A 16,413-nucleotide genomic window follows, 5' to 3' on the forward strand; every position below is an offset into this window, starting at 1 on the left:
AAAATAGTGGTTTGCATAACTTCTGTGCTGTGCTGGAATAAACCTGTACAAGATTTTACTTACGTACAGGTTTATGGAGGCAGCCATGCACGACCCTTCCGCCCACAGCAAGCCGCGTATCGCCATCAGCGCCTGCCTGACCGGGCACAGCGTGCGCTATAACGGTGGCCACAAGTCCTCTGACCTGTGTCGCACACAACTCGAACAACACTTCGACTGGTTGCCGGTATGCCCGGAAGTGGCTATTGGCTTGGGCGTGCCACGCGATCCGATTCGCCTTATCGGCAACCCCGAACAACCGGAAGTGGTGGGTACTCGCAACCCGGGCATGGACGTGACCGGCCCGCTACGCAGCTATGGCGAGCAGATGGCCAGCCAGCTCGACGACATCTGCGGCTATATCTTCATGCAGAAATCGCCCTCTTGTGGCCTGGAGCGCGTCAAGGTGTACCAGGACAATGGCTACCCAGCCATGAATGGCGGCCGCGGTGTGTATGCCCAGGCTTTCTGCGAAATGCGCCCCGACCTGCCGGTCGAGGAAGAAGGCCGCCTGCACGACCCGGTGCTGCGCGAGAATTTCATCAGCCGCGTCTACGCCTATGCTGACTGGCAGCGCGTATTGGCCGAAGGCCTCAGCCGGGGCGCGTTGGTGCGCTTTCACTCACGCTACAAGTACTTGCTGATGGCCAACAATCCGCAGGCCTATCGCACCCTTGGCCGCCTGCTTGGCAGCATGGACAAGGACGTCGACCCCCAAGCCATTGGCCAGCTCTATTTCAGCCAGCTGATGCAGGCCCTGCGTCGCTGCGCCAGCCGGGGCACCCACTGCAACGTGCTGCAGCACCTGTGCGGTTACTTCAAGAATGCCCTGACCCAACAGGACAAGGACGAGTTGCAGACAGTCATTGGCCAGTACCATAAAGGCGTGGTGCCGCTGGTGGTGCCGTTGACCCTGCTCAAGCACCATTTGCGCAAGCACCCTGACCCGTACCTGCAACAGCAGGCCTACCTGCAGCCGCACCCCGAAAGCCTGGGCTTGCGCAATGCGGTCTGACGCGTTACTGCCCATTGGCGAACTGGCGCGCCGCACCGGCGTCAACCCGGTCACCCTGCGCGCCTGGGAGCGTCGTTATGGCCTGCTCAAGCCCCAGCGCACTGCGAAGGGGCATCGCCTGTATCCGCTGGAGCAGGTTGAGCGGGTCGAGGCGATCCTGGCCTGGCTGCAACGTGGTGCCTCCGTCGGCCAGGTCCGTGACTTGCTCGACAAACCGGCCAGCACAGCGCCCAAGGGTGACTGGCAAGCCAGGCAGTTCCAGCTGATCGAAGCCATCGCCAGCCTGTCACAGCGTGCCCTAGACCAGCAGCTTAACCAGGCCATGGCCCTGTACCCCGCCGTGACCCTGTGCGAGCAACTGCTGCTCCCGCTGCTCGACCTGCTCGACCTGCGCTGGCGCAATTATTTCAATGCGCGGCTGGAGCAGGTGTTCTTTCACGGTTGGCTGCGCAGCAAGCTCGGTGCTCGCGTGTACCACGACAACCAGCTGCTGCAAGGCCCCGCTGTACTGCTTGCGGAGGACTGCGAACGTACCTTCAACCCCGGCTTGTGGTTATGCGCGTGGTTGTTCACCAGCAATGGCTTCCCGGTCGAGGTGCTGGAACAGCCGGTATCCGCCCCACAACTGCAAACCGCGCTCAGCGCCTTCCAGCCACGCGCCGTGCTGCTGCATCTGGGGCCGCGCATCGACGACAAAGCGTTGCTGCGTTCTCTGCAGGGCATGCCAGGACCGAAGCTGCTGGGCGGCAGCATGGTCGCCTTGCATGAAGCCCAACTGAGGGAGTCCGAGCTGCCCGACCTTTTCCTGTTCGATACCCCGCAGGCGGCATTGCGCTTGCTTCAAGCGCATGACCGCCAGCCTGTAGAGATGAATGCCCCATGCACCTGACCTGGCTGCGCAGCGATCTGCGCATCGATGACAACACCGCTCTTAGCGCCGCTGCCGAACGCGGCCCAACCATCGCGTTGTGGCTGGTCAGCCCCGGGCAATGGCAAGCGCACGACGACGCCGACTGCAAAGTCGACTTCTGGCTGCGTAATCTGCGCGACCTGCGCCAGTCGCTGGAAAAGCTCAACATTCCGCTACTGATCCGTAAAGTCAGTACCTGGGACCAGGCGCCGCAAGCCGTCCTTGATGTCTGCCGCCAGCATCAGGTGCAAAGCGTGCACTGGAACGAGGAATATGGCATCAACGAGCAGCGCCGGGACGATGCTACCCGCGCAATGCTCGAAAAAGCGGCTATCCAGGCACACAGCCATCTCGATCAGCTGCTATTCCGCCCCGGCACCATCCTGACCCGCAGTGGCGATTACTTCCAGGTGTTCAGCCAGTTCAAGAAAAACTGCCTGGAACACTTGCACCGCAGCTTGCCTGCGCTGGCCCATCGGGTGAAGCGCCAGGCACCGCTGAACATCGAGAGCGACCCGATTCCCCAACACATCGACGGGTTCGAGAAAACCGCGCATGCATTGCGTGAGCACTGGCCCGCAGGTGAAGCAGAGGCACAGACCAGGCTGTCGCGCTTTCTTGACGAGGCCATCGACGACTACCACCAGTTGCGCGACCTGCCGGCCAAGCCCGGTACCAGCCAGCTCTCCACTTACCTGGCCGCGGGTGTCATTTCACCGCGCCAATGCCTGCATGGCGCCCTGGCCAGCAACCGGGGCGAATTCGACAGCGGCAGCATCGGCGTGCAGACCTGGATCAACGAGCTGCTCTGGCGTGAGTTCTACAAGCATATCCTGCACGGTTATCCACAGGTGTCACGCCACCGCGCGTTCCGCGCCCATACCGAGGCCCTGCCATGGCGCGATGCACCCGACGACCTCGAAGCCTGGAAACAAGGCCGCACCGGCCTCCCGATCATCGACGCCGCGATGCGCCAACTGCTGCACACAGGCTGGATGCACAACCGCCTGCGCATGGTCGTGGCCATGTTCCTCAGCAAGAACCTGCTGATCGACTGGCGCAAGGGCGAACGCCACTTCATGCGCCACCTGATAGACGGTGACCTGGCCGCCAACAACGGCGGCTGGCAGTGGAGCGCGTCCACCGGCACCGATGCGGTGCCCTATTTCCGTATTTTCAACCCGGTTTCGCAATCGCAGCGCTTCGACCCTCAGGGGCAGTTCATTCGCCACTGGGTACCCGAACTGCAAACGCTCGATGAAAAAGCCATCCATCAACCCATTAAATCGACGGACCTTTTCGGTAATACTTCATACCTAAGTCCAATCGTAGATCTCAGCAGCAGTCGCCAGCGGGCCCTGGATGCGTTCAAAGGGCTGCCACGCCGGCAGAATTAGGGGATAACGTCTTGATTAACTCGCGCAGTTTCTGGGTTACAGGCGCAAGCAACGGACTTGGCTTGGCTTTGGTGGAGCGGATGCTCGATGAAGGGCATCGCGTTGCCGCAAGTGGCAAGGACAGCGCTGTGCTGGAAGCGTTGCGGGCACGTTACGGCAGCCAATTGTTGCAGGTGCCGTGGGGGTTGCATGATGAGCAACAAGTCACCGATGCGTGCCAACAAATTTGCCATGCCTGGTGCTCGCTGGACGGGCTGATCATCAACACCGGCACCAGCGATTACTTGCCAGACAATGTGGGTGACAGCGAGTTGATTGAAACGATCGTCACTACCAACCAGCTCGCCGCAGAGCATTGCCTGAGCAAAGCGCTGCCGTTGTTGGCAAAGGGGCAGTCGCCGCAAGTGATGGCGCTTTTCAACCGTTATTCGGCGCTGCAGCTGTTTGCGCCGACACAGGTGACCGCAGGCTGGAACACCTTGCCGCAATGGATGCGTGAGCAGCGCAAGGCCCTTGAGCAGCAAGGGGTAGCCCTGACTATCGTTGGGCCACAATCGCTGAAGGTAACGGTGACGTCCGCACAGGCGATACCAGAGGAGTGGACACCCGGCAGTGCTGCAGAAGAGTTATTGCGGCGGTGGCCTCAGGCAGAACCGGAACTGGTCCTGGAGACTCTGGAACTCAGCAGCCTGTGGCCGCTGACGCGCTAGTACCTGAAATCAGCATTACCGCCTTCGCGGGCCTTGCCCGCGAAGGGGTGAATGCAAGTGGACTCAGAGCGCCATTCGGTAATGCAGGCTGTAGCTTTCTACACCATCATTGGGCTCTTTGATGCCGGCGTTCGAATAGTGAATTGCCCGCACCCCAATCTCATGCCCGCCGGCAAAGCGCAAACCAAAGCCGATGCGGTCTTCGAACTGGAATGCCGAACCCAGCTCGTTGCTTTCCAGCTCGGTGCTGGAGAACGCCGCCACCCCAATCCCCGCCTCGATATAAGGCTTCACCGACTCACCGGCAAATTCATAGACGAACACTGGCGCGAAAGACAGGCTGTGATTGCTCGCGGTCTCGTCGCCATCCCAGTAGGTGTAGGCCCCATCCCAATAGCCGGTCAGCCGACCAACGCTGGTCTGCCACCAACTAGCGTCCCAGTTCGATTGCAGCCCTAACCGGTAGACCATGGTCGAGTCGCCGGTTTGCCCCACCGAAAACGAAACATCGGCAGCTTGTGCCGACATCGCTTGCCCCCAAATAAAGGCAGCAGCCGCTGCCAAGCCCAGCAGTTTCCTCATAAGAAACATCCTTCCTGATGCTGTTGTTAGTGTCCGCCTCATCTCAGGCAAGCGGTAGAAAGCAGAAGTGGAACGATAGTTCAGCCTTTTTTCACGTTTTTTTCACAACGCAAAGCTTTGCACATCGTCGGACTTATGCCACAGCACAGGTAGGATTCTTCTTAAGGTTTCTGGGTCAGCGCTTGTCCAGAAACGTGCAGCGCCGGCCGGGCCTTCGGCCAACAGGTCATTGGCACCCAGCAGCCGTCGCAACTGACGCGCCACGGCCGCGCCGGTGTCGATCACGGCTACGTGCTCCGGCACCATGCCGGCCAGCAATGGGCGAAGGAAAGGGTAATGGGTGCAGCCGAGGATCAGCGTATCGCAGCCTGCTGCCAGCAGCGGCTGCACATAACCTTGCAGCAGCTGGCGCAACGCCGGACTTGCAAGGTCACCGGTTTCGATCAACTCGACCAGGCCGGGGCAAGGCTGGGTAATAACCTGCACGTCGTTGGCGAAGCGATCGAGCAAGGCCGCGAACTTGGCACTCTGCAAGGTACCGGTGGTAGCCAGCACACCCACCACACCCGAGCGCGTGGCGGCCGCTGCCGGCTTCACGGCCGGCTCCATGCCCACCAAAGGCCAGCCCGGATACAACTCTCGCAGGTCGGCCACTGCCGCCACCGTGGCGGTGTTGCAGGCCAACACCATGGCCTTTGCGCCCTGCTCATGGAAGAACCCGGCAATGTGCCGGCAGCGCTCGCGGATGTAGTCCGGCGACTTCTCACCGTAGGGTATATGCCCGCAATCGGCCACATACAGCAACGTCTCGTTGGGCAGCAGGCGCTGGATCTCGGCGAGCACGGACAACCCGCCGACCCCCGAGTCCATCACGCCGACCGGCGCCGAGCGCTCAGCCATCGCGTTTGCCACAGACAGCACAAGCCGGGTCGCGCTTGACGCGCAGCTCGCGGATACGGGTGCCAAGGGCATCGATCAACAACAAACGGCCGACCAACGGCTCGCCAAAGCCCGCCAGCAACTTCATTGCTTCGAGCGCCTGCAAGCTGCCTACCAGGCCCACCAGAGGGCCGATCACCCCGGCTTCGCTGCACGTCAGCTCCGCTTCGCTGCCATGCCCGTACAGGCAGTGGTAGCAAGGGCTATAGTCGCGCCGCGGGTCGAATACCGACAGTTGCCCTTCCAGGCGGATTGCCGCACCGCTGACCAGCGGCTTGGCGGCAGCGACACACGCGGCGTTGACCGCCTCGCGGGTGGCGAAGTTATCGGAGCAATCCAGCACCAGGTCGACCGCTGCCACCGTGGCGGCCAACGAGTCTTCGTCCAAAGCCTGGCGGTGGGCGACCAGGCTGATTTCCGGGTTGATCGCCTGCAGACGTTGCAGCGCCGAGTCGACCTTGCTCATGCCGACGCTGGCACTGTCGTGGATCACTTGGCGTTGCAGGTTGGTGAGGTCGACGGTGTCGAAGTCGGCCAGGTGCAGTTCCCCTACACCGGCAGCAGCCAGGTACAAGGCAACCGGCGAGCCCAGGCCCCCCAGCCCGACGATCAGCGCCTTGCTTTGCTTGAGCCGCAACTGGCCGTCGATGTCGATCTGCGCCAGCAGTACCTGGCGGCTGTAACGCAGCAGTTCCTCATCACTTAGCATGGCAGGCGCCCCAAGGTAATGCGTTCATGGCCGCCCAGGTCGGTACGACTGGCGACCTCGACAAAGCCTTGCTCAGCCAGCAAAGCGCGTACGGCAGCTGCCTGATCGTAGCCGTGCTCCAGCAGCAACCAGCCCCCCGGCAACAGATGCGCCGGGGCCTGGGCGGCGATCACACGCAGGTCGTCCAGGCCATCGGCACCGGCCACCAGGGCGCTGCTGGGCTCGAAGCGTACATCGCCAGCCACCAGATGCGGGTCTGCTGCGGCAATGTAGGGCGGGTTACTGACGATCAAGTCGAAACGCTCACCGACCAGGCTGTCGAACCAATGGCTGACGCGTACCTGGGCGTTGTTCAGGCCCAGACGCTGACGATTGCGCTCGGCCAGGGCTGCGGCTTCCTCCACCCGGTCGACCGCAGTCACCTGCCAGGCCGGCCGTTCGCTGGCCAGCGCCAGAGCGATAGCACCCGTGCCGGTACCCAGGTCAAGAACCGTGGCTGGCGAGGCGGCTTGCAGCTCCAGGGCAGTCTCGACAAGCAACTCGGTATCCGGCCGCGGGATCAGGGTATGCGGCGCGACTTCCAGGTCGATCTTCCAGAAGCCCTGCTGGCCCAGGATATAAGCCACTGGCTCACCACCCCGACGGCGCTGCAGGTAGCCGGCGTAGGTCTCGGCATCTTCGCTGCTGACAATCCGCTCGGGCCAGGTGTGCAGATAGCTGCGCGACTTGCCGATGGCCGCGGCCAGCAGCAGTTCGGCGTCCAGGCGCTCGGTAGGCGATTCGGGCAGCTGCGCGTTGCGCAGCAGGCTGGCGATGATGGTCATCAGTCCCCCAGGGCGGCCAGTTGATCAGCCTGGTATTCGGCCAGCAACGGTTCGATCACCGCCTCCACGCCACCGCTGAGGATGTCGTCCAGCGAGTACAAGGTCAGGTTGATACGGTGATCGGTCACCCGCCCCTGTGGATAATTATAGGTACGGATGCGTTCGGAGCGGTCACCGGAACCCACCAGCAGCTTGCGCTCGCTGGCAATGGCGTTCTGTGCGGCGCTGGTCTGCATGTCGTTCAGCTTGGCCGACAACCACGACATGGCACGGGCACGGTTCTTGTGCTGAGAACGTTCTTCCTGGCACTCCACCACAATGCCGGTGGGCAAGTGGGTGATGCGGATTGCCGAGTCGGTCTTGTTGACGTGCTGGCCGCCGGCACCGGATGCGCGATAGGTGTCGACGCGCAGGTCGGCCGGGTTGATCTCGATAGCTGCCTGTTCGTCCGGCTCGGGCAGTACTGCCACGGTGCAGGCAGATGTATGGACACGGCCTTGGGATTCGGTTTCCGGCACGCGCTGCACGCGATGGGCGCCGGACTCGAACTTGAGCTTGCCATACACGTTCTCGCCCTCGACGCGGGCGATGATTTCCTTGTAGCCGCCGTGCTCGCCCTCGTTCTCGGACAGGATTTCCAGGCGCCAGCCACGTTTTTCGGCATAACGCGAATACATGCGGAACAGGTCGCCGGAGAAGATCGCCGCCTCGTCGCCACCGGTACCGGCACGGATTTCGAGGAACACGTTACGGCCGTCGTTGGGGTCCTTGGGCAGCAGCATGCGCTGCAGCTGCGCCTCCAGCGTCAGCAGTTGCTCCTTGGCTTCACGCACTTCTTCCACGGCCATTTCGCGCAGGTCCGGGTCACTGTCCTTGAGCAGCGCCTGGGCGCCTTCGAGGTCGTCCTGGACTTTGCGCCACGCTTTATAAGCAGCGTAGACCGGCTCGACCTCGGCGTATTCGCGGGAATACGCGCGAAAGCGCGTCTGGTCGGAAATGACCTCGGCATCACCGAGCAGTGCGGTGAGTTCTTCGAAGCGGTCCTGGAGAATTTCCAGTTTGTTCAGCAGCGACGCTTTCATTGCGGGGATTTGTCCGTCGAGCCCTCGTTGAGGGCAAAGAGTTCCTGGGCCATGGCCAGCGCATCGACGCGCCCCTCAGCCGAGAGCTTTTTCAACTGCACGCTGGGCGCATGCAGGAGTTTGTTGGTCAGGCCCCGGGCCAGTTGGGCCAACACGTCTTCGGGGTTGCCGCCGTTGGCCAGCAGGCGCTGGGCCTTTTGCAGTTCTTCGTCGCGCAGGCGCTCGCTTTGCTGGCGATAGGCCTTGAGCACATCCACCGCAGCCAGCTCGCGCAGGCGCAGCATGAAGTCTTCAGCGCCTACTGTAACCAGTTCTTCGGCGGCCTGGGCCGCGCCCTGGCGGCTCTTGAGATTTTCTGCCACCACGTCGTGCAGGTCGTCGACGGTGTACAGGTAAACGTCGTCCAGTTCGCCGACTTCAGGTTCGATATCGCGGGGGACGGCGATGTCGACCATGAAAATCGGCTTGTGCCGGCGTTGCTTCAGCGCGCTCTCGACCGCGCCCTTGCCGAGGATCGGCAACTGGCTGGCGGTAGAGCTGATGACGATGTCGCTGTTGGCCAGTTCCTGGGGGATGTCGGCCAGCAGTACGGCATGCGCGCCGAACTGCTCGGCGAGGGTGCTGGCGCGCTCGAGGGTGCGGTTGGCGACGACGATGCGGCGCACGCCTTGCTCATGCAGGTGGCGGGCGACCAGGGTAATGGTTTCGCCGGCGCCGATCAGCAGGGCCTGGCTGCGGCCGAGGTCGGCGAAGATCTGCTTGGCCAGGCTGACGGCGGCAAATGCCACCGACACCGGGTTTTCGCCGATGGCGGTGTCGGTGCGCACCTGTTTGGCGGCGCTGAAGGTGGCCTGGAACAGGCGCCCGAGCAACGGCCCGACGGTACCCGCTTCGCGGGCCACGGCGTAGGCGGACTTCATCTGGCCGAGGATCTGCGGCTCACCGAGCACCAGCGAGTCGAGGCCCGAGGCCACGCGCATCATGTGCTTCACGGCATCGTGCTCTTCATGCACGTAGGCACTGGCGCGCAGTTCGTCGAGGCTGAGGCGGTGGTAATCGGCCAGCCATTGCAGCACGGCGTCGGCGGACAGGTGGTCCTGCTCTATATAGAGCTCACTGCGGTTGCAAGTCGACAGGATCGCCGCTTCGCGGCTGGACGTCAGTCGGCAGAGCTGCTGCAGGGCGTCTACCAGCTGCTCTGGGGTAAACGCCACGCGCTCGCGTACGTCTACCGAGGCAGTCTTATGGTTGATACCAAGTGCAAGAAAGGCCATGCAAGGTCGCTGGTTGTGACGGGAAGCCGATAATTGTCCTCTTTCGCAGGTTTTAGGACAACCACCGTTCGCTATTGTGCTGATAGTCCTGCGGCTATCGCCGCTCGCGGGCCAGCATCAACGTTGATTTCAGGTTTCACTCCCGCTTTTGATCTTCGCGACTTCAGGAGGCCGGTGAGAGGGGATCCCGGAGCGCAGCGCAGGGGCCGGATGATGGGAGCGCAGCGTTTTTTGGTGGGCTTGCCCCGTGACAACGGACGCCAAGAAGCTGGTTACAGAGCTAACTGCCTTAAGCCTTTTGCGAAAAGGTGAGTCAGCGTCGCCATCGCAAATGACGGTTCGCCGAGTCAAAACAGACCACTTCGCTCCTTGCTTCTTGCTTCTTGCTTCTTGCTTCTTGCTTCTTGGATGTGAGCATCCACATCAAGTAGGTATTCATTCGCGAAGGTGGCGCGTAGTCACCTTTCCGCCCTTCCGGCGGGTTACTTTGGTCGTGGCCAAAGTAACCAAAGCCGTCGGCTCCCATCATCCGGCCCCTACGCTCCGCTCCGGGGTCCCCTCACTCCGGACTTGCTCCCGGGAGGACCGCGCTGCAGGCCCCATCCTGGGGCCCAGCGCTTGACGGGCATCCATGCCCGTCACCTCCCTCCGCAAGCCCTGCGCTCGGCCTCCTGAAGTCGCAATCTGCGTCGCCTCAACTATCGCGCACTTAGAAGCAAGAGCAAGAGCAAGTTGGAAAAACCGTAATGCATGGTTCATTCAAGAAAGACACGCTCTATAGTCTGCTGGTCGCGAAATTGGCCGGCCGGTTTCAATATCGCCCAGGCCAAGTAATCCGACCAGAGCGAGAAAACTTCTAAATATTTCCAGAGGACTTATCCATAATCTTGTAGTCCATTTCCCAAATATATGCCCAGCTGTTGCCCTCCCCCCTTTCCGCGCCTAGCCTTGCCAAGCACTGACGGGGCAAGTCCCGTCGTTACATCAATATTCCGTACCCACATCCTTGCCAAGGAGCGGTAAACATGGCTTTTGACGCGTATTTGCAAATCAGCGATATCCCAGGCGAAGCCTTGGACGAAAAGTACAGCAAGTGGATTGAAGTGACCGGTTATGAATTCGGTGTAAGCCAAAGCACCTCCGCCACCGCAAGCTCCGCCGGCGGCGCCAGCTCTGGCCGCACCGCAGCCAGCAACTTCACCTTCACTAAGTTTCTCGACAGCGCCAGTTGCAAACTGATGGAGGCCAGTTGTGCAGGCCAGCATTTCAAGGAAGTGAAACTCGCGCTGTGCCGCGCGGGCGGCGACAAGCTCAAGTATTACGAAATCATTCTCGAAGAAGTGATCATCGCCGACTACACCCAGAGCGCCGCCGATGGCGTGCCGATCGAGGTGATTCAGCTCGACTACGGCCGAATCAAGGCCACCTATACCCAGCAAAAACGCACCGACGGCTCCGGCGGCGGCAACATTGCTGGCGGGTGGGACCGGATAGGTAACAAGAAGTACGCATGAGGGGTCGCCATGTCTGAAGCCCGTGCGTTCATCAACCCCAGGATGCAAAGCTACCACACGCTCAAGGCCGGTTTCGCGCTGACCGGGCACTCGGCCAGCAAGTTTGACATCCTCAATTCGCACATTTTCAACAGCGTTGTCAGAGGCGGCGAACTGGTGATCGTCGGTGACTGGTCCACGCCTTCCTGCACCAGTCAGGAGGCATATCTGATGTCAAAAGCTGCCGTGACCCATATGGGGCTGATGCGCAGCGGGCAAGGTGCCGATGAGTTTTTTCTGGAGAACTTCGAACTGTTGAAGAGCTTGCTCGCCCACGCGTCAATGGGTGCAGGCGTGGTTAGCGATGGCTGGAGCAAGCATCTGAAAGCAATTGAGGACACATTGCTGGAAATCGAGAAATTGCACAGGGAGCATCTGGGCTCAGGGACGCTCAATGCCCGCGACCAGTTTTATGCCAAGCGTACGGCACTGTTCTCGAAACTTGACGAACAGTTGGGCAAGCTGGCGGCGTTCGGCGCTGGGTTGCGCAACAAGGGATCGATCAAGAGGACACTGGCCATTTCTACGAAAAGCTATTTGCACACGGGTGAAATTGCGGGGTATGCGGATAAGGTTGCCGGGGTGGGCAAGGCTGCCAACCTGATCAAAAAGGGAACCTATATTGGCATAGCGCTTGACGTAGCAGCGACGGGGCTAGAGATTCGCCAGGCTTGTATTCTGGGCAGAGAAAGCGAATGCCAGCGTGCTGCATATGTAAACTCTGCATCATTAGCTGGAGGTCTGGCTGGTAGCGCTGTAGGCGGTTACCTAGGAGGGAGTATTGTTGCACCCGCAGTATGTGCGGCACTAGGAGTAGGGACTGCCGGACTAGGGGCACTCACCTGCGCGGTCATCGGTGGCGCTGCCGGGGCGAAGTTAGCCGGTGATTTCGCAGGAGAAAAAGGCGAGGTATTAGGTGACTTTTTGTATCACGAGTTCTCAAAATGACTAACATAGAGCCAGGACTGATCGCGCTGATCCTGATTACAGCAATGCTAATTGCCGCTAGCGCGCAAATTATTATTTCGCACAAATACACCGAGCATTTTGAATCTTTCCTGCCCACCTCCCGCCTCGTATCTGACAACATCAAAAATTACCAGTACGCCGGACTCTTGGGCAAAACAATAAGAACCGGCCAGATTGCAACACTATTGGCCATACCCAAAATCTTCATCTACAGGGGTTACGCTGAAATTGAGGAAATAAAAAATTTCCCCCTCCGCGAAAAGCGCATTTTGTTAACCCTATGGGTTATTCACATCACCTTGTTCATTGCACTGATGCTGTCGCATTATCTATGACTTCATGCCGATACGACTTGCCCCGAATCGAAACCTGACGTGGCAACGTAACGAGGGAATATTTCCTACAAAAGCCTGTACCACTGGCCGCGATAATGAGTGCAGAAGAGCTAAATACGTCCATGAATCTTCCTTGACAGGCCGTGTCGACGGGGGAGGGATAGCAGCAAGCTACGGTGGTACTATTGCCCCTAGTATTTGTCTCGCTCTTGGCGTGCCAACAGCCGATACAGGCGCACTCCTCTGCGCTGTTACTGGTGGGACTGAGGATAACGAATGCCTAGGAAGACAGGTAGATTGCAGAAGTTCTAAAATAGTCGAGAGTAGTTCATAGGCAGGTAGCGTGGGAGGAGGCCTAGTTGGTGCATATTACCCCATCGCCTGACTGAACACATTGAGTCAATGCCATCCAATTGCAAGTTAATCATCGAGGACAGAAAAACATATGCTGGACTTGGCTTTACCGGGAAAGTTTTTCGATTCAGAACAATATCTTTAATGCTAACCTTCCCGAAAGCCTATGCACGCAAAGGCTTAATAGATGCCAAAGAAGCAAACCAATTACCAAGCCACACGAAGAAATTACTCAGCAGACTCGTAATTGTGTGCCTAGCGCTTTTGCTCGCACTGTTACTCTTTAGGGCATTCCTATATGTTGCCGATCATTACCAAACCCTTTGAAAGCAGCGCTAAACCTCAAGCACAAGCCCCAGCGAACCTCTCCCCCACCCCGCTGTCCTACTCAGCACCACCCAGCCTGTAAACCACGACCTTCGCAGGTGGGTTTGCCTCCGCGCTTGTGTCATCATGCCCCGACCGCCGGTGAGTCCTCCTATAAGCCTTTCTATGAACAAACCATACGCATTGCTGCTTGCCTTCGCCCTGCTCCAGGGCTGCCAGAGCCTGGCCCCGCAACAGGCCGAGCCCCCCGTCGCCGTAACCGGCAAGGGCGAGGCGGAAAAGCCCGTGGTGTATGGCTCGTTCAAGCAGGACACCCTCTATAGCCTGTTGGTGGCAGAGCTGGCCGGCCAGCGCAACCGCTTCGACATCGCCCTGGCCAACTACACCGACCAGGCGGCAAAAACCCAAGACCCGGGGGTTTCCGAGCGGGCCTACCGCATTGCCGAATACCTGGGCGCCGACGAACCGTCCCTGGACAATGCGCTGGTCTGGGCACGCAACGACCCGCAAAACCTCGACGCCCAGCGTGCCGCCGCCATCCAGCTGGCCCGCGCCGGCCGCTATGACGATTCCATGGCCTACATGGAAAAGGTCCTGCAAGGCCAGGGCGATACCCATTTCGATTTCCTCGCCCTGTCAGCCGCCGAAACCGACCAAAGCACCCGCGACGGCCTGCTGCAAAGCTTCGAGCGGCTGCTGGCGAAATACCCGGATAACGGCCAGCTGGTCTTCGGCAAGGCCCTGCTGCTGAACCAGGACGGCAAGGCCGAGGAAGCCCTGGAACTGCTCGAGTCGCACCCCGCGCAGAACGGCGAAATTGCCCCGGTCCTGCTGCGCGCCCGCCTGCTCCAGGCCCTGGACCGTGGTCCGGAGGCCCTGCCATTGCTGCGCGGGGCCATTCGTGACAACCCGGACGACAAGCGCCTGCGCCTGACCTACGCGCGCACCCTGGTCGAGCAGGACCGCATCGCCGACGCGAAGGGCGAGTTCCTCAGCCTGGTCCAGCAGTACCCGGACGACGACGAGCTGCGCTACTCGCTGGCCCTGGTATGCCTGGAGAACAAGGACTGGGATGAAGCTGAAGGCTATCTGCAGGAGCTGGTCGAACGCGATAGCAACGTCGACGCCGCCCACCTCAACCTGGGCCGCATCCGCGAAGAACGCCACGACCCCGCCGGCGCCTTGCGCGAATACGCCCTGGTGGGCCCCGGCCCCGACTACCTGCCGGCGCAGCTGCGCCAGGCTGACATCCTGATCGCCAACGGCCGCGCCAGCGAGGCTTCGCGCCTGCTCGCCGAAGCCCGCGAAGCGCAACCGGACTACGCCATCCAGCTGTACCTGATCGAATCGGAAAGCTACAGCAACAACAACAAGGATGCCCAGGCCAGCCAAGTGCTGCAGCAAGCCATCCAGCGCTACCCCGACGACCTCAACCTGCTCTATACCCGCGCCATGCTGGCCGAGAAACGCGACGACCTGGCGCAGATGGAAAAAGACCTGCGCGCCATCATCGCCCGCGAGCCGGAAAACGCCATGGCCCTGAACGCCCTGGGCTACACCCTGGCCGATCGCACCACCCGCTACGCCGAAGCCCAGTCGCTGATCGACAAGGCCCACCAGCTGACGCCGGACGACCCGGCAGTGCTCGACAGCCTGGGCTGGGTCAACTACCGCCAGGGCAACCTCGACGCCGCCGAAACCTACCTTCGCCAGGCCTTTGCCAACTTCCCCGACCATGAAGTGGCTGCACACCTGGGCGAAGTACTGTGGGCCAACGGCAAGCGCCGCGAAGCCCGCCAGGTCTGGGCCAAAGGCTTCGAAGCCCAGCCCGACAGCCCCATCCTGCGCAAGACCATCCTGCGCCTGACCGGATCCGAGACCCTTTAACGCCATGTTCCTGCGCCATTGCATCACCTTCACCCTGATCGCCCTGCTGGCCGGCTGTGCCGGCTTCGGTAGCCGCGAGGCCCTGCAGGGCCACGGCGACCCGCAGCAGTGGCGCGCCCACAAAGAGCAGCTGAGCAGCCTCGATGGCTGGCAGATCAACGGCAAGGTCGGCATCCGCGCCCCGCGCGATTCCGGCAGCGGCACGCTGTTCTGGCTGCAGCGTCAGGACTATTACGACATTCGCCTGGCAGGCCCACTGGGCCGTGGCGCCGCACGCCTTACCGGCCGCCCGGGTGGCGTGGTGCTGGAAGTGGCCAACCAGGGCCGCTACGAAGCCACCAGCCCGGAAGCCCTGCTGGAAGAACAACTGGGCTGGCAGCTGCCGGTTTCGCACCTGGTCTGGTGGGTGCGCGGCCTGCCCGCCCCCGACAGCAAGAGCAAGCTGACCCTGGATGGCGACAGCCGCCTGGCCAGCCTCGACCAGGATGGCTGGCAGGTGCAATACCTGAGCTACACCGAACAGAACGGCTACTGGTTGCCCGAGCGCCTGAAGCTGCACGGCAAGGACCTGGACGTGACCCTGGTGGTCAAGGACTGGCAGCCGCGCCAGCTGGGGCATTGATCGCATGCAAAAGCTCACCCTGCCCGCCCCGGCCAAGCTCAACCTGTGGCTGCACATCATCGGCCGCCGCGCAGATGGCTACCACGAACTGGAAACGGTATTTCAGTTTCTGGACCATGGCGACGAACTGAGTTTCGCCCTGCGTGACGATGGCGTGATCCGCCTGCACACCGAGATCGCTGCGGTACCGCACGACAGCAACCTGATCGTGCGCGCCGCGCGCGCGCTGCAGGAACAGTCCGGTACCACCTTGGGCGCCGACATCTGGCTGACCAAGGTATTACCCATGGGCGGTGGCATCGGTGGCGGCAGCTCGGATGCCGCAACCACCTTGCTGGCCCTCGCCCACCTGTGGCAACTGGACTGGGACGAAGACCGCCTGGCCGCACTGGGGCTGAGCCTGGGTGCCGATGTGCCGGTGTTCGTACGCGGCCACGCCGCGTTCGCCCAGGGTGTGGGCGAGCAACTGACCCCGGTCGACCCGGAGGAACCCTGGTATGTCGTGCTGGTGCCGCAAGTGTCTGTCAGCACAGTAGAAATTTTTTCACATCCACAGTTGACACGTGATTCTCTCCCCCTTAAGATGCGCCCCGTTCCCGAGGGAAACAGTCGAAATGACTGCCAACCGGTGGTAGAGCAGAATTACCCAGAAGTTCGCAATGCGTTGAATTCACTGGGAAAATTCACTGAGGCTCGACTAACCGGCACTGGAAGTTGTGTGTTTGGGGCCTTCCCAAGCAAAGCCGAAGCTGATAAAGTTCTGGCCCTTCTTTCAGCGACCCAAACAGGGTTTGTGGCGAAAGGAAGCAATGTTTCGATGTTGCATCGCAAGCTGCAAAGTCTGGTCAAGAAGTCGAGCGCATAAGCGTTCGCAAGCAACAGATA

At 60.9% G+C, this 16,413-nt stretch carries 16 protein-coding genes; 10 read left to right on the forward strand and 6 right to left on the reverse strand.

The features are described from left to right. The first annotated feature begins 85 nt into the window (after positions 1-85). From OO258_RS01575 to OO258_RS01590, 4 genes are read left to right on the forward strand one after another with little or no spacing between them, the layout of a single operon-like run. Positions 86-1,054 (forward strand): YbgA family protein, encoded by a 969-nt coding sequence (locus OO258_RS01575; RefSeq protein ID WP_266028601.1) that lies wholly within the window; start codon positions 86-88, stop codon positions 1,052-1,054. Then, entirely contained in the window at positions 1,044-1,943 is a 900-nt protein-coding gene (locus OO258_RS01580; protein ID WP_110745492.1) for a MerR family transcriptional regulator, read from the forward strand. The genes OO258_RS01575 and OO258_RS01580 overlap by 11 nt, the downstream gene beginning before the upstream one ends. Further along, positions 1,934-3,361 carry a deoxyribodipyrimidine photo-lyase gene (phrB, locus tag OO258_RS01585; RefSeq protein WP_266028602.1) on the forward strand — a complete coding sequence of 476 codons (1,428 nt, stop codon included), beginning with the start codon at positions 1,934-1,936 and terminating at the stop codon, positions 3,359-3,361. Before OO258_RS01580 ends, phrB begins: the two co-directional genes overlap by 10 nt. Before the next feature lie 11 nt (positions 3,362-3,372). Next, positions 3,373-4,071 carry an SDR family oxidoreductase gene (locus tag OO258_RS01590; protein ID WP_110745490.1) on the forward strand — a complete coding sequence of 233 codons (699 nt, stop codon included), beginning with the start codon at positions 3,373-3,375 and terminating at the stop codon, positions 4,069-4,071. Positions 4,072-4,134: 63 nt separating this feature from the next. On the opposite strand, the gene OO258_RS01595 is transcribed toward OO258_RS01590, so the two are convergent. From OO258_RS01595 to hemA, 6 genes are all read right to left on the reverse strand, one after another. Continuing rightward, positions 4,135-4,653, reverse strand: coding sequence for an acyloxyacyl hydrolase (locus OO258_RS01595; RefSeq protein ID WP_266028603.1), 519 nt, complete (start codon positions 4,651-4,653; stop codon positions 4,135-4,137). A gap of 102 nt (positions 4,654-4,755) precedes the next feature. Beyond that, the gene (gene murI / locus OO258_RS01600; protein WP_266028604.1) at positions 4,756-5,553 is read right to left on the reverse strand and encodes a glutamate racemase; all 798 of its coding nucleotides are present in this window, start codon (positions 5,551-5,553) and stop codon (positions 4,756-4,758) included. Then, positions 5,546-6,301, reverse strand: coding sequence for a molybdopterin-synthase adenylyltransferase MoeB (locus OO258_RS01605; protein WP_110745487.1), 756 nt, complete (start codon positions 6,299-6,301; stop codon positions 5,546-5,548). Before OO258_RS01605 ends, murI begins: the two co-directional genes overlap by 8 nt. Beyond that, a complete protein-coding gene (prmC, locus tag OO258_RS01610; protein WP_266028605.1) occupies positions 6,295-7,125 on the reverse strand; it encodes a peptide chain release factor N(5)-glutamine methyltransferase in 831 nt (276 codons plus the stop codon). The genes OO258_RS01605 and prmC overlap by 7 nt, the downstream gene beginning before the upstream one ends. Next, the gene (gene prfA, locus OO258_RS01615) at positions 7,125-8,207 is read right to left on the reverse strand and encodes a peptide chain release factor 1 (protein WP_110745485.1); all 1,083 of its coding nucleotides are present in this window, start codon (positions 8,205-8,207) and stop codon (positions 7,125-7,127) included. The genes prmC and prfA overlap by 1 nt, the downstream gene beginning before the upstream one ends. Then, positions 8,204-9,481, reverse strand: a complete 1,278-nt coding sequence (gene hemA / locus OO258_RS01620; protein WP_110745484.1) for a glutamyl-tRNA reductase — start codon at positions 9,479-9,481, stop codon at positions 8,204-8,206. The genes prfA and hemA overlap by 4 nt, the downstream gene beginning before the upstream one ends. Before the next feature lie 1,025 nt (positions 9,482-10,506). Between hemA and OO258_RS01625 the strand changes: the two genes are divergently transcribed. From OO258_RS01625 to ispE, 6 genes are all read left to right on the forward strand, one after another. Further along, positions 10,507-10,995 (forward strand): Hcp family type VI secretion system effector, encoded by a 489-nt coding sequence (locus tag OO258_RS01625; RefSeq protein WP_266028606.1) that lies wholly within the window; start codon positions 10,507-10,509, stop codon positions 10,993-10,995. Between the two features lie 9 nt (positions 10,996-11,004). After that, positions 11,005-11,982 carry a hypothetical protein gene (locus OO258_RS01630; protein ID WP_266028608.1) on the forward strand — a complete coding sequence of 326 codons (978 nt, stop codon included), beginning with the start codon at positions 11,005-11,007 and terminating at the stop codon, positions 11,980-11,982. Next, entirely contained in the window at positions 11,979-12,338 is a 360-nt protein-coding gene (locus OO258_RS01635; RefSeq protein WP_014755319.1) for a hypothetical protein, read from the forward strand. The genes OO258_RS01630 and OO258_RS01635 overlap by 4 nt, the downstream gene beginning before the upstream one ends. A gap of 846 nt (positions 12,339-13,184) precedes the next feature. Then, the gene (locus OO258_RS01640; protein WP_266028609.1) at positions 13,185-14,906 is read left to right on the forward strand and encodes a tetratricopeptide repeat protein; all 1,722 of its coding nucleotides are present in this window, start codon (positions 13,185-13,187) and stop codon (positions 14,904-14,906) included. Between the two features lie 4 nt (positions 14,907-14,910). Next, positions 14,911-15,528: a lipoprotein insertase outer membrane protein LolB gene (lolB, locus tag OO258_RS01645; protein WP_012270479.1), complete on the forward strand. Its 618-nt coding sequence runs from the start codon at positions 14,911-14,913 to the stop codon at positions 15,526-15,528. Positions 15,529-15,532: 4 nt separating this feature from the next. Then, positions 15,533-16,393: a 4-(cytidine 5'-diphospho)-2-C-methyl-D-erythritol kinase gene (gene ispE / locus OO258_RS01650; RefSeq protein ID WP_110745482.1), complete on the forward strand. Its 861-nt coding sequence runs from the start codon at positions 15,533-15,535 to the stop codon at positions 16,391-16,393. Positions 16,394-16,413: the final 20 nt, after the last annotated feature.

It is taken from the genome of Pseudomonas sp. DCB_BI (assembly GCF_026240995.1).
In the GTDB taxonomy this organism is placed as follows: Bacteria; Pseudomonadota; Gammaproteobacteria; order Pseudomonadales; family Pseudomonadaceae; genus Aquipseudomonas.